Source organism: Capnocytophaga sp. ARDL2 (assembly GCF_041530365.1).
Taxonomy (GTDB): domain Bacteria; phylum Bacteroidota; class Bacteroidia; order Flavobacteriales; family Flavobacteriaceae; genus Flavobacterium.
The window spans coordinates 666,810-691,089 of sequence record NZ_CP168034.1; the positions used below are offsets into that span (position 1 = coordinate 666,810).

Here is a 24,280-nt window from a genome sequence, read left to right on the forward strand (position 1 = left end):
TTTAATAACATTGTGTGTAAATAAAAAAATAGGTTTTTTAGGGGTGGGTATCATTTTCGTGGGGTCACGAAAATGGTCGGTTTGCAGGTCTAAAAGTGGAAGGTGGGTATAAAAAAAGCCCCAAAAAAGGCTTGTTTTCAAAGGGTATAGTAGATTAATGATAAAAAACAATAATGATATGGAAGTTAAAAAAATAGAAATTTTTGTTGAAAAAGACAAGGAAGGAATGTATTGGGGAACAACTCAAAATTTTGTGGGTGTGGTCAGCTCTTGTGGAAATACATTTGAGGAATTGAAAAGCAATTTGGAAGGGGCTTTTGCAGATAATATAGAAATTGCTAAAGAGTTTGGGGAAGATTATGCAAATGATTATGAAGATGTAGAATTTGTTTATAAAATGGATTTGTCTTCGTTTTTTGCTTTGATTCCTGAAGTGAAAATTTCATCGGTGGCAAAAAAAGCTGGATTGAACGAATCATTAGTAAGACAATATAAAAACGGCATAGCAACTGCCTCGCAAGAACAGGCTTATAAAATTCAAAATGCTATCCATCAATTGGGTAAAGAGTTGTTGGCTGTGCAATTTTAAAATTTTATTGAGTAGTAAAAAAGCGGAGTTTGTAGCTCCGCTTTTTTTTGTTGGAAAAAATTAATATTTTAGGGGTGGGTAACAAAAATATTATATATCATTTGCAATGATTTTAATTATGGTTTCATAATTAATTCAATAGTATTTAACTACTCTTAAAAGCTAAAACTCTGTACCTTTATACAGAGTTTTTTTTTACTCTTCCTCGTTTAGGAACTTGCAAAATTTATCAATTACACTTTCGTCTAAATCTGTAAGTTTTATCCTCGTGTTTTGGTTTTCAAATTCCTCGAATGTTTGGATAAATTTTTTTGTAATATTTTTTATTTACTTCAGATAATAGTTTGTATCGACTACTTTTATGCGTGGGTGCTTTTTCTTTCATCCACCATTTGCAAAAGTCGGTAAAAAATAGCGTGTGGGCTGTCCTCGATTTGGGTTCGTGTCCGTAAAAAAATAGAATTGTATCACTGAGCCAATTTTTATCTATTTTTCGCCCTTGTGTAAAATCTTTATTAAATGTATCAAGAACAGAGTATTTTATTTCTTCTAACTTCTTATTGATAAAATCATAATCTATCTTCAGCACTTTGCGTACTTTTTTATTTTTTGTATCCCAAAATTCGGCAGGTACACTCAAATTGGTACGGCTCGAAACATCTATATTATATCCGTGCGTTAGTCTCGCATATATGGAGCTTATCCCCTTATTTTTCTTAATGTAATAGTTTACATTTGCCATAACGAAAAATGATTTGATTATTAATTTTATTCTCTTTATTTTCTCTGAACAAAGGTAATTTAAAGGGGTTTTAAGTGCAAAGAATACCGTGTTATTTTTTTTAAGTTATTGAAAAATAAATAATTATAAGTATTATTTAGTAGTTAATATAAAACTACTCTTTTTCCTTTTTCTCTTCTTCTTCCAAAACTTCTTTTTCTACTTTTACACATTCGATGGTAGTAATGTATTTAGCGTCGTATTTTGGTGTTTTTTCGTCGTCTTCTCCAAGCAAAAAGCCGTAAGGACGCATACCTTCTACATTGTCACAAATGATTTTGAACATAGCCATCAACGGAATAGCCAAAAACATTCCTGCTAATCCCCAAATGGCCTCTGCAATTAAAATTCCAAACAAGACCACAAATGAATTGAGTGATACTTTTGAACCTACAATTTTTGGCATAATGATATTTCCATCGATAGAGTTTACAATCACTACCGATATAATTACCCACAAAGCCTGAATGGGTGTACCCGTGGTGTAGGTAACAATGGTTGCCATAGCTGTTGCAGTAAATATTCCAATATAGGGAATCAGGTTTAGCACTCCACACAAAACGGCAAACAACAAAGCGTATTTGATGCCAATGATGCTATATGCAATAAACATTAATACGGTTACAATTACAACCTGTATCATCAATCCAAAGATATACTGTTTTACCACAGATTGTATCTCTTGAGTTACTTTCATAACCTTAGTTTTTTGTGAAACAGGGAAACACCATGTCAGAAATTTTACCAAATGTGAGCGATATAGCAACAAAAAGAATACTGATAAAAACACAAATGAAGCGGTAATCAATATCGAGGTAAGGCTTGATAATACAGATTGTGCAATTGTAGAGCTTCGTTGTAATAGTGTTTCGACATTTCCGCTAAGGTATTGCATTTGTTCTTCTTCAGATACACCAAAATTGGTATAGATATAATTTTGAGTTTGATGAAACAAATTGACCATTTGCGTTTGAAATAAATCCCAGTCTTCTCTGAATTTTGCCATTTGTGTACCTATAAGAAACAGCACCAACAAGACCCCCAAGGTAAACAAAATCGGTGATACTAAAGACGAAACAATTATAGGGAAACGTAATTTTTGTTCAAAAAAACGCGTCATTGGTACAAGTAATAAGGCAATCAAAAGTCCGAGAATCAAAGGCAATAAAATTGATTTTCCGATGATTGCAATATAAACAATCAAAACCATACTGATAAGTATGGTTGCTAATTTTATTACAAAAGGAGTTTTCTTAACTCCTTTTGTAGTGTTGATTTCTGTTGAATGATTTGTCATAATTGATTAGATATTTTAACCTTTTTATATAGATTCCTCCTTTCGTCGGAATGACATTTATCAATTTGTCATTCAGGACAAGAGAGTTCCGATTACTATCGGAACGAATGAAGTGAAGAATCTTTTTATTAGTCAATAATCATTTCGGGAATATCCCCTTCGATAATTAAATCGGCTTCTGTAGCTTTTACGATGTCCTCTACTGAAACCCCTGGTGCTCTTTCCAATAGTTTAAATCCTTTTGAAGTAACCTCCAAAACAGCCAATTCTGTAACTACTTTTTTCACGCATCCTACACCCGTAAGAGGCAATGTACATTTTTTCAGAATTTTAGACTCCCCCGCTTTGTTTACATGCATCATAGCTACGATGATATTTTCGGCAGAGGCTACCAAATCCATAGCACCGCCCATACCTTTTACCATTTTTCCTGGTATTTTCCAGTTGGCAATATCACCATTTTCGGCAACTTCCATAGCACCTAAAATCGTCAAATCTACATGTTGCGAACGAATCATACCAAAACTCGTTGCCGAGTCAAAAAACACCGCACCTGGCAAAGTAGTAATCGTTTGCTTTCCTGCGTTGATGATGTCTGGATCTTCTTCACCTTCGTAAGGAAAAGGCCCCATACCCAACACTCCGTTTTCTGATTGAAATTCTACATTCATACCCGACGGTACATAATTGGCTACCAAAGTAGGAATACCAATGCCTAAATTTACATAAAACCCGTCTTGAAGTTCTTTTGCAATTCGTTTTGCAATACCTATTTTATCTAAAGCCATAGCGATTAGTCTTTTTTTCTTACAGTTCTTTGTTCAATTCTTTTCTCGTAGTTTATTCCTTGAAAAATTCTTTTTACAAAAATCCCAGGAATGTGAATTTCATTAGGATTCAATGCTCCTGCTGGCACCAATTCTTCTACTTCGGCGATGGTGATTTTTCCTGCACCTGCCATATTTGCGTTGAAATTTCTGGCAGTACCTCTAAAAATTAAATTTCCAGCTTCGTCGCCTTTCCAAGCTTTTACAATGGCAAAATCAGCTTTGTAAGCCTCTTCCATTACATACATTTTTCCATTGAATTCACGAGTTTCTTTACCTTCGGCAACCTCTGTTCCGTATCCTGCTGGAGTGAAAAAAGCAGGAATTCCCGCTTGAGCAGCTCTACATTTTTCTGCTAAAGTACCTTGAGGAGTCAATTCTACTTCGAGTTCACCGCTGAGCATTTGTCTTTCAAATTCAGCATTTTCGCCCACATACGAAGCAATCATTTTTTTGATTTGTTTGTTTTGCAAAAGCAATCCTAAACCAAAATCGTCCACACCTGCATTGTTTGAAATACAAGTAAGACCTTTTATATTTTTCTTTACTAATTCAGCAATAGAATTTTCAGGGATTCCGCTCAGTCCGAAACCACCTACCATAATTGTTTGATTGTCTTTTACATCAAACAAAGCCTCTGCGGCATTGGCTACTTTTTTATTTATCATAATTGTATGCTTGTGTTTATTGGGTTTAAAATTAGTGATTTTTTTGATTGAATGGGTATTTTGGGGAGAAAATATTTAATTCACCTTAATAATAAAAACAACTCTAACACAATTTAGTATTAGAGTTGTAAAGTTTATATTTTACTTTTTTTCTGAAGAAAAATAATCGGTAGGGAAACACGCCAAAATTAAATTGACAACAGGAATTAAAAACAAAAATTTATTTAATCCTATGTCATTCATTCTTCTGAAACCAATCGCAAGGATAAAAAACACACCAAGGTATAATTGAATTTTACTTGAAATATCTTCAGGAATTTTTAATAATTTGAGAATAACCATTGAGATTGTACTCATTAAAAAGAGAAACAAATAAAATAGCCAAAATTCTTTTCTTGTAGATTTTCCTGAAAAATCAAACAATTTTTTTAATGGAATTGTAATGTGTTTCATGTCTATTTATTTTAAAGTTATCTAACAATAGTTAAAGAAGGCGTTTGTTTTTGCCAATCTTGAATACCTCTTTCTATACCACAATTATCCCATGCACAACTTGCCATATGTAGTAACAAACAATTCGGCATTGTAAAAGAACAAACAACTTTATCAAATGTATTCAAATTATCTATTCTTTGTACAGCACATTGTCTAATACCTTCGTACGAACAAGGATTTACAGGGCCTATATAATAATTTACTCTTGTTTCTTTACCATCTACAATATCAACAGAATAATATTTTATACCATTAGACAAAAAATAAAGAGTACCTCTTACTTTTCCTCTTTTTTTATAAAAATATTCTTGAAAATCTTTAGAATTTATCGGTAAGTCTTCTGAAGTAACAAACGCTGTTTCTAAAATATGCTTTTTTCCATTATTAAAGAGTAACGCTTACCTTATCTAAAGTTATGGTTTTTTGTTTTGAAAAAGCTGAAACTTCTTTGTTTTTTATGTTTTCATTTGTTACAGATAGTTCTTCCTTATTACAAGATGAAAAGAAGAATGATAATGCTAAAATTGATAATGTTAATTTTATCATATGAATTAATATTTATAATTAATTATGAGGCATAAGGTATCTTTTTTTAATTAATTCTAAAAAAAAATAAATATATTTTTTAGTAATTTTTTTTTGAAAAGATAAAAATGAACCTACATTTATCTTTTTTTATTTATTGAGTATTTTGGGGAGAAAATTTATTGATTACTCTCCAAAATCCAATTCCAATTGATCGGGTAGCAATTTGAAACTCATTCTATGATATTTGCAAGGACCGTATTTTTTGATGGCTTCTCTGTGTTCTTTCGTAGGGTATCCTTTATTTTTATCCCATCGATACATAGGAAATTCCTCGTGCAATTGCATCATTATTTCATCTCGATAGGTTTTTGCCAAAATAGAAGCAGTAGCTATGCTTAAAAATTTTGCATCACCTTTTACAATCGTTTGGTGAGGTATATTTAGAAAAGGATGAAATCTATTGCCATCAACAATGATAAATTCGGGAGAAATAGGCAATTTTTCTAAAGAAAGATGCATGGCTTTGATAGAAGCATTTAAAATATTTATTTCATCAATAATTTTAGGTTGAACATGAGCAACTGCAAAACAATCACTATTTTCTTCGATAAATTTTCTGAGAAAATTACGGGATTTTAGTTGTAACTTCTTAGAATCATTAATCATTTCATGTTGCAATTTTTCGTTCAGAATCACAGAAGCAGCAGTAACTGGCCCCGCTAAACAACCTCTACCAGCTTCGTCAGTTCCTGCTTCAAAAGAAAAGGTACTGTATTTGTAGTCTAACATGTTAAAATATATATAATAAGCGAAAGTAATTATTTTTTAGCAAAAATAAATGTATATTTGTGATCTTCAAAAAATAATTTTTTAAAAGCATTACAAAATGAATAAAAATAAAACTAAAATTTTCTTTACAGCATTGGCATTAGGATTGACTTTTAATGCAAATGCACAAACTGATGAAGAGAGAAAAAAAATTGTAAAAGATTACGATCAGGAATGGTTAGAAAACTTTGCAAAAGAGCAATCAGAGAAATATCATAGAGATATGAAAATTGCTGTACAAAAAGCAAAAGAATTAGGAAAGCCATTAGAAGGTGTTACCGAAGATGGGAGATATTATAGTCTTGTAGGTATTACAGAAGACGAAAATTTGAAATATTATATCACAAATAATAATACAACTCCGAGTTCTATCCAAACTGCAAGAGTACAACACTTACACAACGGAGGTTCTCTAGGTTTGAATATCGAAGGACAAGATATGAATATTGGTATTTGGGACGATGGACCTGTTTTTTACCAACATACAAGTATAGGGTCTAACCGTGTTTCAATAAAAGACAATTCAGGTTCTTCTGCTGCAGGAGAACATGCAAGTCATGTGGCTGGAACGATGGTTGCAAACAACAACATTCCAGGTATCAAAGGTATGGCACCACAAGCAAATCTATGGTCAAACAACTGGACTAATGATACTTATGAAATGACAACTCAAGCCGCAGAAGGATTGTTGATTTCAAACCATTCGTATGGAGCAGATTATGTTGCCTTAGGATTGTCCTCTAATCCTGCTGAGTTTGGACAATACAATGTCGATGCAAGAACATTGGATTTACTTTTGTTCAATGCAGATAGATACTCTGTGGTAATTGCCGCAGGAAACTCAAGAAACGGAGATTATCGCGGAGGACAAATTTATTATTTCAATACTGCAAAAGGAGGGGCAGATTTAATTCATGGAGACGCTGTGTCAAAGAATGCTTTTGTAGTTGCAGCTATTAATGGAATAGAAAATTATACTTCCGCTAGTGACGCTACGATGTCACATTTTAGTCAATGGGGACCAACAGATGATTTTAGAATTAAACCAGATATTTCTGCAAAAGGTGTAGGGGTTAGATCTGTGAGTATCAGTGGAACAAATGCAACAGAGTCGAAACAAGGTACTTCTATGGCAGCACCTTCTGTAACGGGAGTGTTTACATTGTGGCATCAATATTATAGACAACAATTCCCTACGAGAGGATATATGCGTTCTGCAACAGTAAAGGCTTTGATGGCAATCTCAGCAGACGAAGCAGGAAGATACCAATCGGCGAATACAACTACTTGGACAACTTCTCCAGACGGTCCCGATCATCGTTTCGGTTGGGGAGTAATCAATGCTAAAAAAGGAGCAGAAATCATCAGAAATGCCAAAAACTCTACAGCCGTAGGACACAAGTCTCGCATTTTGGAATTGGAATTAACCAACGGACAAACTTACGAAATTCAAATCCAAACTCCGGGTAGTATGCCTTTGAAAGCAGCGATTGCATGGACAGACCCAGCTGGAACGACGAAATCAGGATCCGACAACTCTTCTCCTGCTTTGGTAAACGATTTGGATTTGCGTATCATAAGACCTGGTGGACAAGAAGTTTTGCCTTGGGCTTTGAATAAAGATTGGAATAATATCTATGCGTCCCGTACGGACAACAATGTAGACCCTGTTGAGGTTGTAGAATACAAAGGAGCAGCGTCGGGTGTCGCAAGTCCTGGTTTATACACTATTAGAGTAACTCACAAAGGAACATTAATGGGTGGTTCTCAAAAATATTCATTAATCATCTCTGGTGAGGATACAAATGTTTCTGTTGAAGAAAAAGTATTTGACAACTTGACTGTTTATCCAAATCCTACAACTGATTTGTTGAACATCAAAGCTGATTTTGCTAGTATTGCAAATGCTACTGTAGAATTGTATGATATTACTGGTAAGAAAATCATAACTGATGCTGGTCTTTTCAATAATACTGACAATGCTACGCTAGATATTTCTCACTTGCAAACAGGTATGTACATCTTGCGTTTGAAAAATGACGGAAAAGTACAAGAAGTTAAAGTAATTAAGAAATAATAATAACAAAAAAATCCGACGAAATCGTCGGATTTTTTTATGTTTTGATGGTTTGAATTACACTTCCTTCATTCGTTTTGGTAATAGAAAGCGAGAAGGGTATTTGTTCTTTCAGAGCTTCTAAATGCGAAATGATTCCTACGATATGGCTTTCACTTTGCAGTTGAGCTAGTGTTTCGAAAATGATATGCACCGACTCACTGTCTTGTGTTCCAAACCCTTCGTCGATAAAGAAAAATTTCTTTTTCAATTCAGGCGATTGTGTACTTTCTGCCAATGCCAATGCCAAACTCAAAGAAGCCTGAAATGATTGACCTCCTGAAAGGGTTTTTACACTTCGTGCTTTGCCATCGTTGAGGTAATCAATGATTTCCAATTGTCCTTTTTCGTTGATAGAAAGACTCAACTGATTGCGTGTCATACGGAGAAATCTCTGGTTGGCCACATCGCACAACTGACGCAAATATACATTGGCTATGTATTGTACAAATCCCAAACCATTGAAGAGTTTTTTTATCAATTTTAGGTTCTCTTCTCGAGTTTTCAATTGATGTAATTTTTCTTCTAGTTCTTGCTTTTCTTTGAGCGATTTCTCTTGTTCTTTCCATTCCTTTTCTAGCAATGTAGATTCTTTGGTAAGCTGTTCCAATTGGTTTTTTAGTTCGTTGCAAGACTGCAATTGTGTTTCGTAATCTTCAGTAGAAAAGCGTTCGTTTTTTGTTACTTCTTTCAGCTGATTGATTCGCAGATTTACCATATTCAATTCGGCGTGAAACTCGTTGATTTGTTTTTGCAATTCGGCTACATCCCAATCTTTTTTTAAAATTGCTTTTACATTTTCAATTGAACTGAAATTTTTTGTAATAATCAAATCGTTCAACTCTTTTTCTACTAGATAAATTTCCTCTTTCAATTGTTTTAACGAAAGGAGATTTGCCTCGTAGATCCCTTCTATTTTTGAAATGGCTTGTTTATCAAACTGAATTTTTTCTAAAATTTCCTGATAGTTTTTTATCGTTTGATTGATCAATGTTTGTAATTCGCTTTGTTTTTTCTCCAATTCTTGTTTTGAAAACTCTTTTACATCTAAAAAGTTTAATGCTTGAAGTGAAGTTTCAGCGATTTTTCGTTGTTCTTTTTTTACATCGATTGCTGTTTGAAATTCTTTGATGCCATTGTTGTATTTTTCGTCATTTTGTCGGCATTCATCAATTGTTGTTTGTGTATTTTTTATTTTTTGTTGTAACTGTTCGATTTGATTTTCGATGCGTAATGAATTTGATTTTTTTAGTTCAAAATCCTTTTCATCGGTACAAAAATCCCTCCATTGAAACAGTTTGTTGTGTTCCAAAACATTGTGCTCTTTCGACTTTGAGAGTTCGACTGCTGTTTGCAGTAATTGGTCTTGTGTCTTTTTTTCGTTTAACAATTTAGCAAATTCTTTTTCTTTATCATCAATAGCTTCAACTTGTTGTTTTAGCAAAGTGATTTCTTGCTTTAATATCGTTTTTTCTCTTTCTACATCGTTGGTTTCCAAAATATTCGGATGTTTTTTTGAACCACAAAGCGGACACACACCTGTTTCGTGCAATTGCGTGGTGTAGGCACTCAGTTTTTCGTGAACTTCAACCGTAGAAAGTTGTTCTTCTAGTTGATTGATTTTTAGTTTGTAATCTTTTTTCTTTGATAAAAATTCATTGGGCGTATGTTGCCAATCCCATTGATTTGCTGTTAGTTGTCTTTCGATGTTTTTTAATTCGTCTTCGATTTTTGAAATAGAAAATTTACTTTCGTTTTGCTGTTGTAGCAAAAGATTGTATTTGTCGTACCATTTTCCTATTTCCAACAATTTTTCGGTCGGAATTAGTTGCGTTTTCAAATGTTTTAATTCGTTTTCATATTCGGTTAAAAACAACTTTTCACTATGGAGTTTTCTTTTGTTTTCCTCGATAGCTTTTGTGCCGTTTTCTGTGCGTTTTTCCAAATGTTCGATTTCATCGATTAGTGTTGCACGATGAATCAACTGTGTATAATCGTTTAGTCTTTTTTGATAAATATCTATGTTTAAATAATTCTTTTTTATGGGTGCAAATTGTTTTTCTTCTTCATCTAAACTAAATTTTAAATGTTTCAATTTCAATTCATCTTTCTCAATGGTTGAATGTAAAATTGCCATTTTACTGTTTTTATCTTCAAAAACTGAAAATTTTCCCGAAAACAAACGATTGATTTCTTCGTATTCTTGAATTTCTTTTTGTTTTTGGTTGATAGCTGGAGTGTTGAGTTCCAATTTTCGTTTGCGTTCCTCTTTGACTTCCAATTCCTCGATTTTTTCTTTCAATTTTTCCATAATTTGCAATCGAGCATATTCTATTTCTGTTTTAGTCGAAATCTTTGATAGCAATTCGGAAATAGATTTAAACTGACTTTCCAGTGAGTTACAACGCTCGAGACTGGTGTTTTGATACGCCTGTATTTCCCCTTCCTTGAAAGTGAGTTTTTCGTGATTTTTGTTGTACAATTCACTAGTTTTTGCAGACAAATCAAAGCGGTTGAGGTGGAAAATTTCCTGTAACATTTGGGTACGGTCTTTTTCCGATAATTCTAAAAACTCTTTGAATTGCCCTTGAGGAATAATCACTGTGCGTTTGAAGTTTACATAGCTCATTCCTACGATTTTTTCTATATCAATTTGGTCGATGGGTACCCATTTTTCGTTGATTTTTTCGTAAAATGTGGTATAGCTATGCTTGATGTCTTCAAACTTTTTGGAATTGCGACGATATTCTCTCTCTACACGAAAGATTTTGTTTTCATAATTGAGAAATTCAAGGGCGATAAACGAGCGATTACTCTTTAAGTTCATCATGTTGTAGGCACGAAGGTCTTTGCTGTTGAGTCGTTCGGTTTCTCCATATAATGCAAAGCTAATAGCTTCTAAAATAGAAGATTTTCCTGAACCTACGCTTCCAAAAATTCCAAACAATCCGGCATCGTTGAGTTGAGAAAAATCAATTTCTTGTCGTGTTTGATACGAATAAAGACCTTCGATAGTCAAGTGAATTGGAATCATGGTTGGGTAATTTCTTTAAATAAGTTTTTAATATCTTCGTTGGGTTCTTGGTTGTTGTTTTTCAATTTGAAATAATCGACAAACAATTCCCATTCGCTTTTGTTTAGGTTGATGTTGTGGTGTTCTTGGTTGTTTTTTTTGCCTTTTTTCACAATTTGAGGAATTAGATAAACGATTTTGTCATGAGCGGCAAACAATCGCTTTTTGTCCTCGTTTTTGATAAATTCATCACTGCAAAAGGTAAGCTCGACATAGGTGTTTTTATGATTTTCAAGAAATTGAACCGCATTTTCAATGTCGTTGAATGTTGGTCTATGTAATTGATATCCAGATGAAAGTGGTAAGCGATTGACAACAGTTTTTTTGTTGGGAAATAATTCTACAATAGCTACAGCCTTTTGCTGACCTGCTTCACTAAAACTATAGCAAAGAGGAGAAGAGGCATACACTATAGGACAGTTTTCTGTCCCTATATCGTTGAAATTGTGTAAATGTCCCAAAGCTACATATTGAAATTCAGTTGGAATAGCGTCGGTATAAATCAAATCTGCCGTACCGATTTTGAGCGGTTTTTCGCCGTCGGGTTCGTCGAGTAGGGGAGTGTTTCGCTTGTTCATATACAGATGTGTAACCAAAAGATTTACCCCTTGATTGTCGCAGTAGTTTGTTGCAATTTTTTGCCAGTGATTTTTTAAGGCATCGTTGAGAGCCTGTTCACGGTCTTCGCCCATATAAGATTTCAATCGCCATTCGTTGGCAAAAGGTGTAAGAGCAACTCGCACAGGAAAATCTATCGAATTGATTTTCAATTCTACAAAGCCTTTGTCGGATTGCAAAATTTCAAACCCTTTTGCTTTGTAGGGAGCAATCCTATCGAGAGGAAATCCTGTGAGTATAATTCCATTTATTTTTGCTAATGCATTGGGAGCGTTGATAAAAGCAGGAGCATCGTGATTTCCAGCAATCGCAATCACGGGTCTGTTCCCGTGGTCTGAAAGTTGAATAAGTGTTTCAAAAAACAATTCGATAGCCTCAGCGGGTGGATTGAACGAATCAAATAAATCACCAGCAACGACAACCATATCTACGCTTTCGCGATTTGCGATGCATATGATTTCGTTTAGTACAGCTTTTTGCTCTTCGATGCGACTAAAACGGTCGAGTCTTTTTCCTAAATGCCAATCGGCAGTGTGAAGTAGTTTCATTTTGTATGGATAAATGCTTTACAAAAATAAAAAAAACTCTCCATACGTGCTATCGAGAGTAAATTATTAAAAAGAAAAGTTATTATATATACCCTTAGAATCTGTAACCAAAAGCGATACCACCTCTAAAGAAAAACTCTCTTACTTCTGTAGAAAAATTTTTACCGATTTCACCAGTGAGGTCAACTACCATTCCTTTTCTGTTGAGTAGTTTGTAAACCAAATCCAATACCAGTGTCTGTAAATGATTTTTCGCTTGTTGCTACATTAGCAACTCCTGTAAGATATTGATATTCTTTATAGTCTCTTTTAGAAACATTTAAAAAACCTTCGGCAAAAAATCCATTTGCTTCTCCTTCGTTTGTCTCAGAAAAATAATATCTTACAACAAACGGAGTTACTGCAAAATCTTCTTTAATATCTCTAGTTCCAGAGAAATCAGAATCAAAGTCATCCATTCCTAAACTAATAGACGCACCAACTCCTAATGTACTATTTGGAAAATACTCATAACTAAATTTTGCACTGTGTCCCATTAGCAATTGTACAACGTCTAATCTTATTTCACTTGTACGTGATGGTGTTTCATTGTTGTTTAGGTTCAACTCTTGTCCAAACGATTGATCTACTGTTAATAATCCTATGATAAATGCTGATTTTTTCATCTCTTAAAATTTTTAGTTGTTAAATCAACAAATAATAAAAAAACTTAATTCAAACTATTTTAGTTGAAAAAAATCATTTTTATTTTAAGAATAAGGAAAATTTTGTACCAATTTTTAAGAGAAATATTAAAGTTAGTCATATACATAGTTTTACAATTTCTGCAAAATAAAATCTGTCATTTTGTTGTAGAGCTGTACACGAGTAAAGCCTCCGTAAATTCCGTGGTTTTTGTCTGGATAAATCAACCAATCAAAATTTTTGTTTTGGTGTACCAATTTATTAATCAATACCATAGCATTCTGCACATGCACATTGTCATCGGCTGTACCGTGAATCAACAAATAATTTCCTTTCAGTTTGTGTGCGTGTGTAATCGGTGAATTTTCATCATATCCCGACGGATTTTCTTGCGGTGTGGTCATAAATCTCTCTGTGTAAATCGTATCGTAAAAACGCCACGAAGTTACCGGTGCTACAGCAATGGCAGTTTTGAACACCTCATTTGCCTGAAACAAACAGTTACTCGACATAAATCCTCCAAAACTCCAACCCCAAATTCCGATGCGACTTTCGTCTATATCTTCTCTTTGTGCCATTTGTTTGGCTACAAAAATTTGGTCTTCTACTTCGTATTTACCCAACTCTTTTTGTGTACATTTCTTAAAATCAGCTCCTTTGTAGCCTGTCCCTCTTCCGTCCACACACAAAATAGCATAACCTTGCTGTGCTAACGATTGATGCCATAAATCATTGCCCGAAAGCCAGGTGTCGGCTACTTGTTGCGATCCTGGTCCTGAATATTGAAACATTAGTAAAGGATATTTTTTTCCTGCTTCTTTATTGGTTGGTTGAATCATATAAGCATTCAAATCATGCCCTAATTCATTTTTAATGGTAAAAAACTTTTTTTTAGGCAATCGATACCCATTGATAATTTCTTCCAATCGCTGATTTGAAACCAAATTTTTCAATAGTTTTCCGTCAATTGCATCTGCCAAATCATAAGAAGGAGCTTTTTCCGTTGATGAAAATTTGTTGATATAATGAGTATATTGCGAATTGAATACTGCCGAATTGGTTCCCTTGTTTTTGCTCAATAATTTTTTGTTTTTTCCATTTAGGGAAATGCTGTACACATCACGATAAATCGAACCTCTTTCAACCGATTGATAATAAATTGTTTTCGTTTTTTCGTTCAAGCCATAATATTGAGTTACTTCCCAATTTCCATCAGTGATTTGCTTGATTAATTTTCCTTTTATTGAATAATGATACAAATGATTGTACCCAGATTTTTCACTTGTCCAAATAAAAGAATTGTCATTTAGGAACGTAAGATTGTCGTGTATATCCACATACGCCTTGTCTGTTTCCTTTATAATGATTTCTTTTTTCAAAGTTTTAGCATTTACCAAATTGAAATTCAATTCGTTTTGATGACGATTTAATATTTGAACCGAAAGCAAATCACTGTCGTTTGTCCATTTTATACGAGGAATGTAAAAATCGTTATACGAACTAAAATCGATGTTTTTCGTCAATTTTTGCTCAATATCGTATAAATGTAGCGATACTTTTGCGTTTTTTTCTCCCGCTTTTGGATATTTGAAAACTTCTTGTTTTGGGTACAAATCTTTTCCGTACACATTCATTGAAAACTCAGGTACTTGCGATTCGTCAAATTTGATATATGCCAAAGTAGTTCCGCTTTTGTTCCATTCAAAGGCACGAACAAAGCCAAATTCTTCTTCATACACCCAATCGGTAATTCCGTTGACGATATGATTTTTCTTTCCGTCGGTAGTAATTTTGTCGGTTTGTAAAGTGTTTAAATCCAATATGTGCAAATTGTTTTGAAAGACAAAAGCAACATGAGTTCCCTGCGGATTGATGGTAGGTTCTTGAATTTGTGAATTGGAAATTTTAATCAATTTTTCGGTGGTACGATTATAGATATAAAAAATCGAAGTAAACGAATGTCTATAAATAGGAGCATAATTAGTAGCAAAAAGTACTAAATTTTCATCTTCTGAAAATTGAATATTTGAAATTTCTGTAACCTGTGGAAATTTTTCATTAGAAAAAGCGGTATAAACCTTTTGTTGTGTAAGAAAATCATACACATTGATTTCAGTATGCAGACCATTTCGTTCCAATACCACATATTGATTAGACTTTGGTAACGATTGCAAATCTTGCATGGTTTTGGGTTGAAATTTGCCACCCCAAATTTGTTCTACCGTAATTTCATTTTGCGAAAAACCTATCGCACTGCCCAGTAATAAAACAAATAATGTAAATATTGATTGTATGTTCATTTTGTAGGTGTTTTAAAATATTATTTCACACAAAAATACGTTTAGCATATAAAAACGTACTAATGATTGGACGGCTAAATTACATAAATTTATTACGTATAACAAATTTTGGGTAAAACGAACTATGGTAAAAAAGGATAAATAACTAAGATTGAATGCCGTTTTTTACAAAAAAAGAAAAAAACTATTGTGTTGTAAAATAAAATGTTTAATTTTGCAGTCCCTTAATTGGGAAAGGAATGTTTAATTAATAAAAAGTAATTTATTGTGGAAAGTTTAAGCTACAAGACTATTTCGGCAAACAAAGCTACAGCTCAAAAAGAATGGGTTGTTGTAGATGCTGAGGGGCACAACTTGGGACGCTTGGCTTCTAAAGTAGCAAACCTACTTAGAGGAAAGTACAAACCAAGCTTTACGCCTCATGTGGACTGTGGAGATAATGTAATCGTTATCAACGCAGAAAAAATCAACCTTACAGGAAACAAGTTGAACGACAAAGTATATGTTCGTCACACAGGTTATCCAGGAGGACAGAGAGAATTGACAGCTAAAGTAATGCAAGAGAAAAATCCAGCATTATTGATCGAGAAAGCTGTAAAAGGAATGTTGCCTAAAAACAAATTAGGAGCACAATTATTCCGTAATTTAAATGTTTATGTAGGTGGAGAGCACAAACACGAAGCTCAACAACCTAAAACCGTTAACTTAAACGAATTGAAGTAATGGCAGTTATTCACAAAATCGGTAGAAGAAAAACCGCAGTAGCTCGTGTATATGTTTCTCAAGGAAGTGGAAACATCACGGTGAACAAAAAAGATTTCACAACTTATTTCCCAACTGCAACTTTACAATACAAAGTTACTCAGCCTTTGGTAATGACTGAAAACGCTGACAAATACGATGTAAAAGTAAATGTATATGGTGGAGGAACTACAGGACAAGCAGAGGCAGTGCGTATGGCAATTGCAAGAGCTATGTGCGAAGTAGATGTAGAAAACAGAGCAATCTTGAAACCAGAAGGATTATTGACTCGTGACCCTCGTATGGTAGAGCGTAAGAAATTTGGTCAGAAGAAAGCTCGTAAGAGATTCCAATTCTCTAAACGTTAATATTTTATATTATTATTTAAAAGAATCTAAGTTTTTGTTGTCGCTTGCCGAGGCAAGAGGTAGTTTAGCATCTAAATGGTACGGACCGAATGTTTCCTCGCTACCTTACCATTGCTAATTTCAACAGAACGTAAACTATTACTAAAATGGCAAACAAAGTAGAAGTTAAAGAATTACTAGAAGCAGGTGTTCACTTTGGACACATGACTAGAAAATGGAACCCAAACATGGCTCCTTACATTTATATGGAGCGTAACGGTATTCATATCATCAATTTATACAAAACAGCAGCTAAAATCGAAGAAGCTAACGAAGCTTTGAAAAAAATCGCTGCATCTGGTCGTAGAGTATTATTCGTTGCGACTAAAAAACAAGCAAAAGATATCGTAGCTGAAAAAGCAAAAGCAGCTAATATGCCATATATCACTGAGCGTTGGCCAGGTGGTATGCTTACTAACTTCGTTACTATTCGTAAAGCAGTTAAAAAAATGGCTTCAATCGACCGTATGAAAAAAGACGGAACTTTCAATACTCTTTCTAAAAAAGAGCGTTTACAGGTTGACCGTTTGCGTGCAAAATTAGAGAAAAACTTAGGTTCTATCGCTGATATGACACGCTTACCAGCTGCATTGTTTGTAGTAGATATCAAAGCTGAACACATCGCAGTAAAAGAAGCAAAAAAATTAAACATTCCAGTATTTGCTATGGTAGATACAAACTCAGACCCTCGTTTGGTTGACTATGTAATCCCAGCAAATGACGATGCTTCTAAATCTATCGAAAAAGTATTGTCTTTGGTTTCTAACGCAATTATCGAAGGAAACTCTGAAAGAAAATCAGAGAAAGAAGAAGTTGCTAAAAGTGAAGCTCAAGGATAATCCTAAATAGCATCTTAAAGTCGTTATGCTGATGGAATCTTTTTCGATACTATCTCGTAACGACTTTTTTATTTTTGAACATAAAAACAATTTAATAACTCATAAAAAATTATAGATATGGCAAATATTTCTGCTGCAGATGTAAATAAATTGAGACAAGCTACAGGTGCCGGAATGATGGACTGTAAAAAAGCACTTGTTGAGGCTGAAGGAGATTTCGATAAAGCAATCGAAGTACTTCGTAAAAAAGGACAAAAAGTAGCTGCAAACCGTTCAGACCGTGAGTCTTCAGAAGGTGCTGCTGTTGCTTTCTTGAACGCTGATAACACAAAAGGTGCAGTAATCACTTTGAACTGTGAAACTGACTTCGTAGGTAAAAACGAAGGTTTCGTAGCGTTGGCTAAAGAATTGGCTGAAAAAGCAATTAACTACAATACTAAAGAAGAATTCTTGGCTTCTCCATACGATGCTACACAAACAGTTGCTGAAAAATTGATTGAACAAACAGGTGTAATCGGTGAGAAAATCGAAATCGGTGGATTTGAAATCTTAGAAGGGTCTTTCGTTGGTGCATATGTACACGGAAACAAAATCGCTGCTTTGACTGCACTTTCTGAAAAGAACGAAGCATTGGCAAAAGACATCTCTATGCAAGTAGCTTCTATGGGAGCAGATACTTTGTCTTACAAAGATTTCGACCCTGCATTCATCGCTTCTGAAACAGATGCTCGTATCGCAGTAATCGAAAAAGAAAACGAAGAGTTGGCTCGTTTAGGAAAAACATTGAAAAATGTACCTAAATACATCTCTATGGCTCAATTGACTCCAGAGGTATTGGCTCAAGCAGAAGAAGATGCAAAAGCTGAATTGAAAGCTGAAGGAAAACCAGAGCAAATTTGGGATAAAATCTTACCAGGTAAATTGCAAAGATTTATCTCTGACAACACTACTCTAGACCAGGAGAAATGTTTGTTAGACCAAAATTTCATCAAAGACGATGCTAAAAAAGTTGGAGATTATGTAAAAGGTTTCGGATGTGAAATCACAGGTTTCAAACGCGTAACTTTAGGATAATCAGTCTGATAATTGTTCAAAACCTCGAATGTTCTATTCGAGGTTTTTATATTGTAAAAAATGACAAATACCACACAGACTACATGATTTTATCGTATATTTGTATATTAATCGAATAAAAACTCATGGAACAAGCAAAATTTGCGGTAATAGGAGGTGGTAGCTGGGCAACAGCTATCGTTAAAATATTATGCCACAACTTAGATAAAGTGTCTTGGTATATGCGCAATGAAGCGGCTATTGAGCATATCATTGAAAACAAACACAATCCCAATTATTTGAGTTCTGTAGAATTCAATACTGATAAATTAGCACTTACTTCCGATATAAACGAGGCAATTTCACAAGCTGATTATGTGATTTTTGCCATTCCTTCTGCTTTTTTAGGAAAAGAATTAGAAAAATTGACCGTTAGTCTCGACGGAAAAACGATTATTTCTGCCATAAAAGGAATCATTCCAGAAACTGGTCTCATTGTAGGGCAACATTTTATGCAAACCTACAATATTCCCATAGAAAACATTGCGGTTATTGCAGGGCCATGTCACGCAGAAGAAGTGGCTTTGGAAAGATTGTCGTATCTTACAATTGCTTCGGGCGATAAAGCCACAAGCGAAGTCATCGCCTCTTGTTTGAGAGGGCATTATATCAAAACCAAAATCTCTACAGATATCATCGGTATAGAGTACGCCTCTATGTTGAAAAACATTTATGCCATTGCCGCAGGAATTGCTCACGGATTGGGATATGGCGATAATTTTCAAGCCATTTTGATGAGCAACGCCGTAAGAGAAATGAACCGTTTTGTGAAAAAAGTACATAAAACCAAACGAAATATTAATCATTCAGCCTATTTGGGCGATTTGTTGGTTACAGGCTATTCACTGTTTTCTCGCAATCGCATGTTTGGAAATATGATAGGAAAAGGCTATACGGTAAAATCGGCTCAAATGGAAATGAACATGATAGCAGAAGGGTATTATGCAGCAAAGAGTGCATTCGTCATCAACGAAAAACATCAAGCCAAAACACCAATTATCGATGCGGTGTACGAAATATTGTACAAAGGTACCCATGCAAAAGCTACATTTAAAAAATTAATAGAAAAATTAGATTAAAAATGAATCAAATTCCCGACGATCATATCATCAATCATCCGTGGCTTATTGCAGGATTTGCCGTTACGGTTTTGTTTATGCTCTTGTTAGATTTAGGCGTTTTCAACAAGAAAAGTCATACTATTTCCAACAAAGAAGCACTCAATTGGACAATACTTTGGATAGCATTGTCTATGATTTTTAGTGGTGTAGTGTGGTGGGTACTCGACAAACCTTATGGCATTACTGACAATTTTTCAAAATACCAAGCCGCCTATTGGATAGAAAAAGCACTTTCGGTGGACAATTTATTTGTCTTTGTATTGGTGTTTAAATTTTTCAAAATACCCAAAGAATATCAGCACAAAGTATTGTTTTGGGGGATTTTAGGAGCTTTGATATTTCGTGCCGTATTCATTTTTGCAGGAGTCGAACTCATCAAACACACATTTGTAACGCTTCCGTTTTTGGGTGTAGATGCCTTGGGCAACCCTCGAGAGTTGAACATTATATTGTTTATTTTCGGTTTGTTTTTGTTATTTGCAGGTTTTAAATCGGCAAAATCAGACGAACCCGATACCGAAGATGCCAATTTGTCGAAAAGTTTTGGTGTGCGATTGGTACATAAATTCTTCAAAGTAAGCAAGGGTTTTGACAAAGACAACTTTTTTATTGTAGAAAACGGAGTGAAAATGGCAACTCCTTTATTTCTTGCATTGGCCGTTATAGAAATTACCGATTTGGTATTTGCCGTAGATAGTATTCCAGCCATTTTTGCCATTGCACCCGATGACCCATTTATTCTTTACACATCCAATATTTTTGCAATATTAGGATTGCGTTCGATGTATTTTCTATTGGCAAATTCTATGGATTTGTTCTCCAAATTGCATTACGGATTGGCAGTGATTTTGTCATTTATCGGAGTAAAAATGATTATCATGCCTTTTTACCATTTCGAGCCTACACATTCCTTACTCATTATCGGAGGCGTACTCACTTTGACGATACTTTGGTCATTGTTGGTTCGAAAAAAAAATATAAAAATTAAGACATCATAATATGAATTTTCAACCAAAATATGTAAGTGTAGAAGAGGCAGTTTCGATTGTGCAAAGCGGCAATCGAGTGTTTTCTCACGGTAGTGCTTGTACTCCCACGGTATTATTAGACGAATTGGCAAGACAAGCCCACAGACTAAAAAATGTAGAAATCGTTTCAATCACCCAACAAGGGAATGTAGAAATTGCAAAACCAGTCTACAAAGATTCATTTTTTATCAATTCGCTCTTTGTTTCTACTCCAGTCAGAGAAGCTGTGGCAAGCGAACGAGGAGATTATGTGCCTATTTTTTTGAGTGAAATCCCTATTTTGTTCAAAAATAATATATTAGAACTCGATGTAGCGATGGTTACGGTTTCGCCACCAGACAAACACGGCTATTGTACTTTGGGAACATCGATTGATATTGCTCGTGCAGCTGTAGATTCTGCCAAAAAAGTAATCGCAGTAGTCAATCCTAAAATGCCCAAAACTCATGGAGACGGTATGATTCATATCAGCCGTATAGACAAGATGGTGTGGTATGAGCAGGATTTATATACGGTAAATTATGCCGAAAAAGTAACCGACATCGAACTACAAATCGGTAAAAATGTAGCAGAACTCATCGATGACCGTGCAACATTACAAATGGGAATTGGAACCATTCCAGATTCAGTTTTAAAATGTTTGCACAATCACAAAGATTTAGGGATTCATACCGAAATGTTGAGCGATGGAGTGATTGACTTGATATTAAACGATGTGATTACCAACAAACACAAAGGTTATCATGTCAATCGTTCGGTAACGGGGTTCTGTTTTGGAACGCGTAGATTGTATGACTTTGTAAACGAAAATCCATCATTGTCATTTTTGGATATACAGACGGTAAACAACCCGATGAATATCATGAAAAACAAAAAAATGACGGCGATAAACTCTGCGATAGAGATAGATATTACAGGTCAAGTATGTGCAGATTCTATAGGTAGTGTCCAATATTCAGGAATTGGAGGACAAATGGATTTTATGAGAGGAGCGGCATTGAGCGAAGATGGAAAACCTATTATTGCTTTGACTTCTAGAACCAAAAAAGGCGTACCTCGTATTGTGCCGTTTTTGAAAGAGGGAGCAGGAGTAGTTACCACTCGCGGACACATGCATTATGTAGTTACTGAATACGGTGTAGCTTATTTGTATGGAAAAAATTTGCGCCAAAGAGCTAAAGAATTAATCAATATCGCCCACCCCGACGATAGAGAAGAGTTGGAAAGACAGGCATTCGAGCGATTTAAAACATCATTGTAATAAAAAGAAAAGAGACTGTCAGCAACTGGCAGTCTCTTTTTTTTATGTTGCAAGGTGAGTTTTTAATAAATGATTAACAAAAAAGTGATGTTTTTTGGGTAAAAAAAAGAAATTAAAATTTAACAAAAAAATGTATATTGTAAAAAATTAACAATGTAATTTAGTAAACAGATAATTTAATATAAAAAATATAAACATAAATAACAATAAATGGCTAAATATTTTTTGTTATTGATAAAAAAATAAAAAATTGATTTTAATAAAATATTTTGAAGTTAAAAAATACTTTAATAGATTTACAACCAATTAATTTTTAAAAGTAAAAGACATGGTAAAAAAATTACAAACAAAGAGAAGTTTTTTAGGAACTTTGACGGGGGCTTTTCTTGCCTTAGCAGGATTTACCAGTTTAGATGCCTCGGCTCAGTATTGTACGCCTACTTTTAGTAGTGGGTGTAATTATGGTGATGGAATTAACGATTTTAAGGTTACTCAAAATGGAGTTGTTATTTTCGAACATTTAGATTCAGGTTGTTCTCCAGCTGCTTATGGTGATTTTACATCCCAAACGATTTCTGTGGAAGCTGGTCAAACGTATTCTTTTACATCTATTACCAATGGAGAAGATGGTCAGAGACTTAAAATTTGGGTAGATTTTGATAACAATGAAACTTTTGAAGAAAGTGAGCAGTTAGCTTTTGTTACGGGAGGTGTGATTGCAAACGGTACATTTGTAATATCCGAAACTATACCTACAGGACAATATAGATTACGTGTTGCATCGAGATATTATAATTCATCATTATTATCTCCTTGTAATAATACAGCTTATGGAGAGGCTCATGATTATACGTTAAGTGTTGTTAACAATGTTACATGTTTATCTCCGACAGATTCTTCAGTATCTAACATCACAGCTTTTACAGCTAATTTATCATGGACAGTCTCTGGAACACCAGAGTCTTATGTTGTTGAATATGGAACCAATGGATTTTCCTTAGGTTCTGGGACAACGGTAACCACAACAGAGTCTTCATATCAATTGACAGGGTTGTCTCAAAACACTCAATATCAGTATTATGTGAAATCTATCTGCACAATGGGAGATGAAAGTGTTTTTGCGGGACCTTTTAGCTTTACAACTCTATACTCTTGTCCTGCACCAACTCAATTAGAAGTTTCTAATGTTACTGCTTCAAGTGCAACTTTGACGTGGCAGTATAGTGGTGATGGGACTAATTTTGAAGTAGAATATGGTCAATTAGGATTCACGGTTGGTACAGGAACAGTGCAAACTACGACTACTAATACAGTTACATTATCAGGACTGACAGATTGGACTAATTATCAGGTGTATGTGAGAGAAATTTGCTCAGCATCAGATACATCACTTAACTCAGCTGCTGTATCTTTTCTGACTTTGTTAAATCCAGTTCCTTCACCTTGGACTGAAAACTTTAATTCTTTAGTTTTGCCATTCTCTACCTCAAGTAACAATGTATTTCCAGATGGCTGGACACATTCATCTTTTAGAAGTGTGGGACCAGAATATCATAAAGTAATAGCAAATGGGGATGGAAATTATGTAGATACCAATTTATTTGGTGTATTGGAGACTACTTGGGTTCAATCAAGACCCGTAACAGTTCAATCGGGTGATTCATTAAAATTGAAATATGCGTTAAGAGGTTGGAATTCTGATAATACAGTAGGTGGTGATCTACAAGTGAAAATTGTTTTAGAAGATAATTCTGAAATAACATTAGGTACAGTTACTTATGATGAACCGACCCCTTGGACAGAATTATCTTATTCGTTAGATGATTATGCAGGACAAATACTTCAAGTAAAAATAGTTGCTCAAAAAGCTTCAGGACCGCATGACTTCTTACTTGGTTTAGATGATTTTGAAATCAGAGGATGTACACCAGGTGTTGCACCAACAGGTGAAACTAGCCAAACAGTAGATGCTGGTACTACATTGGCTCAATTGAATGTAACTGGTACAGAATTAAAATGGTATGCAGACCAAGACTTAAACAATCAATTAGCAGATACTACTGCAGTTGTTAACGGAACTACATACTATGTTACTCAAACTGTAAACGGATGTGAAAGTAATGCATTGGCTGTAACTGTTGAGGTTACTTTGAGCAACGATACTCTTGATTTAGCTGAGTTGAAATTGTTCCCTAATCCTACAACTGATGTATTGAATATTTCTTACAAAAACGAAGTAGCTAATGTTACAATCTTTGATATCCAAGGACGTCAAGTAGCAACTCACAACGTAAACGCTACTAGTGCTGTAATCAACGTTACTGATTTGGCTACAGGAACTTACTTGATCAAAATAGAAACTACTTCAAACGAAGTATCTACTTTGAAATTTATTAAAAAGTAATTTCTCGCTGAATA

General features: G+C 34.4%; 21 protein-coding genes. 10 read left to right on the top strand and 11 right to left on the bottom strand.

What is annotated here, in order from left to right:
- Positions 1-178 precede the first annotated feature (178 nt).
- Entirely contained in the window at positions 179-589 is a 411-nt protein-coding gene (locus AB4865_RS03325; protein ID WP_372474318.1) for a type II toxin-antitoxin system HicB family antitoxin, read from the top strand.
- Positions 590-869: 280 nt separating this feature from the next.
- Here the strand turns inward: AB4865_RS03325 and AB4865_RS03330 are convergent, their stop codons facing one another.
- The 7 genes from AB4865_RS03330 to AB4865_RS03360 all read right to left on the bottom strand — a co-directional run bounded on the left by AB4865_RS03330 (position 870) and on the right by AB4865_RS03360 (position 5,974).
- A complete protein-coding gene (locus AB4865_RS03330) occupies positions 870-1,331 on the bottom strand; it encodes a hypothetical protein (protein ID WP_372474320.1) in 462 nt (153 codons plus the stop codon).
- Between the two features lie 154 nt (positions 1,332-1,485).
- Positions 1,486-2,667, bottom strand: a complete 1,182-nt coding sequence (locus tag AB4865_RS03335; protein ID WP_372474322.1) for an AI-2E family transporter — start codon at positions 2,665-2,667, stop codon at positions 1,486-1,488.
- 128 nt (positions 2,668-2,795) lie between these two features.
- Entirely contained in the window at positions 2,796-3,455 is a 660-nt protein-coding gene (locus AB4865_RS03340) for a CoA transferase subunit B (protein ID WP_372474324.1), read from the bottom strand.
- A 5-nt stretch (positions 3,456-3,460) separates the two neighbouring features.
- Positions 3,461-4,162, bottom strand: coding sequence for a CoA transferase subunit A (locus AB4865_RS03345; protein ID WP_372474325.1), 702 nt, complete (start codon positions 4,160-4,162; stop codon positions 3,461-3,463).
- Positions 4,163-4,303: 141 nt separating this feature from the next.
- Positions 4,304-4,615 carry a DUF805 domain-containing protein gene (locus AB4865_RS03350; RefSeq protein ID WP_372474326.1) on the bottom strand — a complete coding sequence of 104 codons (312 nt, stop codon included), beginning with the start codon at positions 4,613-4,615 and terminating at the stop codon, positions 4,304-4,306.
- Between the two features lie 426 nt (positions 4,616-5,041).
- Positions 5,042-5,203, bottom strand: a complete 162-nt coding sequence (locus tag AB4865_RS03355; protein WP_372474327.1) for a hypothetical protein — start codon at positions 5,201-5,203, stop codon at positions 5,042-5,044.
- 165 nt (positions 5,204-5,368) lie between these two features.
- A complete protein-coding gene (locus AB4865_RS03360) occupies positions 5,369-5,974 on the bottom strand; it encodes a ribonuclease HII (protein WP_372474328.1) in 606 nt (201 codons plus the stop codon).
- A 97-nt stretch (positions 5,975-6,071) separates the two neighbouring features.
- Between AB4865_RS03360 and AB4865_RS03365 the strand changes: the two genes are divergently transcribed.
- Positions 6,072-8,090, top strand: a complete 2,019-nt coding sequence (locus AB4865_RS03365) for a S8 family serine peptidase (RefSeq protein ID WP_372474329.1) — start codon at positions 6,072-6,074, stop codon at positions 8,088-8,090.
- Between the two features lie 37 nt (positions 8,091-8,127).
- Here the strand turns inward: AB4865_RS03365 and AB4865_RS03370 are convergent, their stop codons facing one another.
- The 4 genes from AB4865_RS03370 to AB4865_RS03385 all read right to left on the bottom strand — a co-directional run bounded on the left by AB4865_RS03370 (position 8,128) and on the right by AB4865_RS03385 (position 15,352).
- Positions 8,128-11,163 carry an AAA family ATPase gene (locus tag AB4865_RS03370; RefSeq protein ID WP_372474330.1) on the bottom strand — a complete coding sequence of 1,012 codons (3,036 nt, stop codon included), beginning with the start codon at positions 11,161-11,163 and terminating at the stop codon, positions 8,128-8,130.
- Positions 11,160-12,368 (bottom strand): exonuclease SbcCD subunit D, encoded by a 1,209-nt coding sequence (locus tag AB4865_RS03375; RefSeq protein ID WP_372474331.1) that lies wholly within the window; start codon positions 12,366-12,368, stop codon positions 11,160-11,162. Before AB4865_RS03375 ends, AB4865_RS03370 begins: the two co-directional genes overlap by 4 nt.
- Before the next feature lie 182 nt (positions 12,369-12,550).
- Positions 12,551-13,033: a hypothetical protein gene (locus AB4865_RS03380; RefSeq protein WP_372474332.1), complete on the bottom strand. Its 483-nt coding sequence runs from the start codon at positions 13,031-13,033 to the stop codon at positions 12,551-12,553.
- Positions 13,034-13,183: 150 nt separating this feature from the next.
- Positions 13,184-15,352, bottom strand: a complete 2,169-nt coding sequence (locus AB4865_RS03385) for a S9 family peptidase (RefSeq protein WP_372474333.1) — start codon at positions 15,350-15,352, stop codon at positions 13,184-13,186.
- Positions 15,353-15,619: 267 nt separating this feature from the next.
- Between AB4865_RS03385 and rplM the strand changes: the two genes are divergently transcribed.
- The 8 genes from rplM to AB4865_RS03425 all read left to right on the top strand — a co-directional run bounded on the left by rplM (position 15,620) and on the right by AB4865_RS03425 (position 24,266).
- The gene (rplM, locus tag AB4865_RS03390; protein WP_372474334.1) at positions 15,620-16,075 is read left to right on the top strand and encodes a 50S ribosomal protein L13; all 456 of its coding nucleotides are present in this window, start codon (positions 15,620-15,622) and stop codon (positions 16,073-16,075) included.
- Positions 16,075-16,461 carry a 30S ribosomal protein S9 gene (gene rpsI / locus AB4865_RS03395; RefSeq protein WP_372474335.1) on the top strand — a complete coding sequence of 129 codons (387 nt, stop codon included), beginning with the start codon at positions 16,075-16,077 and terminating at the stop codon, positions 16,459-16,461. The genes rplM and rpsI overlap by 1 nt, the downstream gene beginning before the upstream one ends.
- A gap of 146 nt (positions 16,462-16,607) precedes the next feature.
- Positions 16,608-17,339, top strand: a complete 732-nt coding sequence (gene rpsB, locus AB4865_RS03400) for a 30S ribosomal protein S2 (protein WP_372474336.1) — start codon at positions 16,608-16,610, stop codon at positions 17,337-17,339.
- A gap of 117 nt (positions 17,340-17,456) precedes the next feature.
- Positions 17,457-18,413: a translation elongation factor Ts gene (gene tsf / locus AB4865_RS03405; protein WP_372474337.1), complete on the top strand. Its 957-nt coding sequence runs from the start codon at positions 17,457-17,459 to the stop codon at positions 18,411-18,413.
- A gap of 125 nt (positions 18,414-18,538) precedes the next feature.
- Complete coding sequence (locus AB4865_RS03410; RefSeq protein WP_372474339.1) at positions 18,539-19,531, top strand: NAD(P)H-dependent glycerol-3-phosphate dehydrogenase; 993 nt, start codon at positions 18,539-18,541, stop codon at positions 19,529-19,531.
- Positions 19,532-19,533: 2 nt separating this feature from the next.
- Entirely contained in the window at positions 19,534-20,571 is a 1,038-nt protein-coding gene (locus AB4865_RS03415) for a TerC/Alx family metal homeostasis membrane protein (RefSeq protein WP_372474340.1), read from the top strand.
- A 1-nt stretch (position 20,572) separates the two neighbouring features.
- Complete coding sequence (locus tag AB4865_RS03420; RefSeq protein WP_372474341.1) at positions 20,573-21,862, top strand: acetyl-CoA hydrolase/transferase family protein; 1,290 nt, start codon at positions 20,573-20,575, stop codon at positions 21,860-21,862.
- A 328-nt stretch (positions 21,863-22,190) separates the two neighbouring features.
- Positions 22,191-24,266: a fibronectin type III domain-containing protein gene (locus tag AB4865_RS03425; protein WP_372474342.1), complete on the top strand. Its 2,076-nt coding sequence runs from the start codon at positions 22,191-22,193 to the stop codon at positions 24,264-24,266.
- Positions 24,267-24,280: the final 14 nt, after the last annotated feature.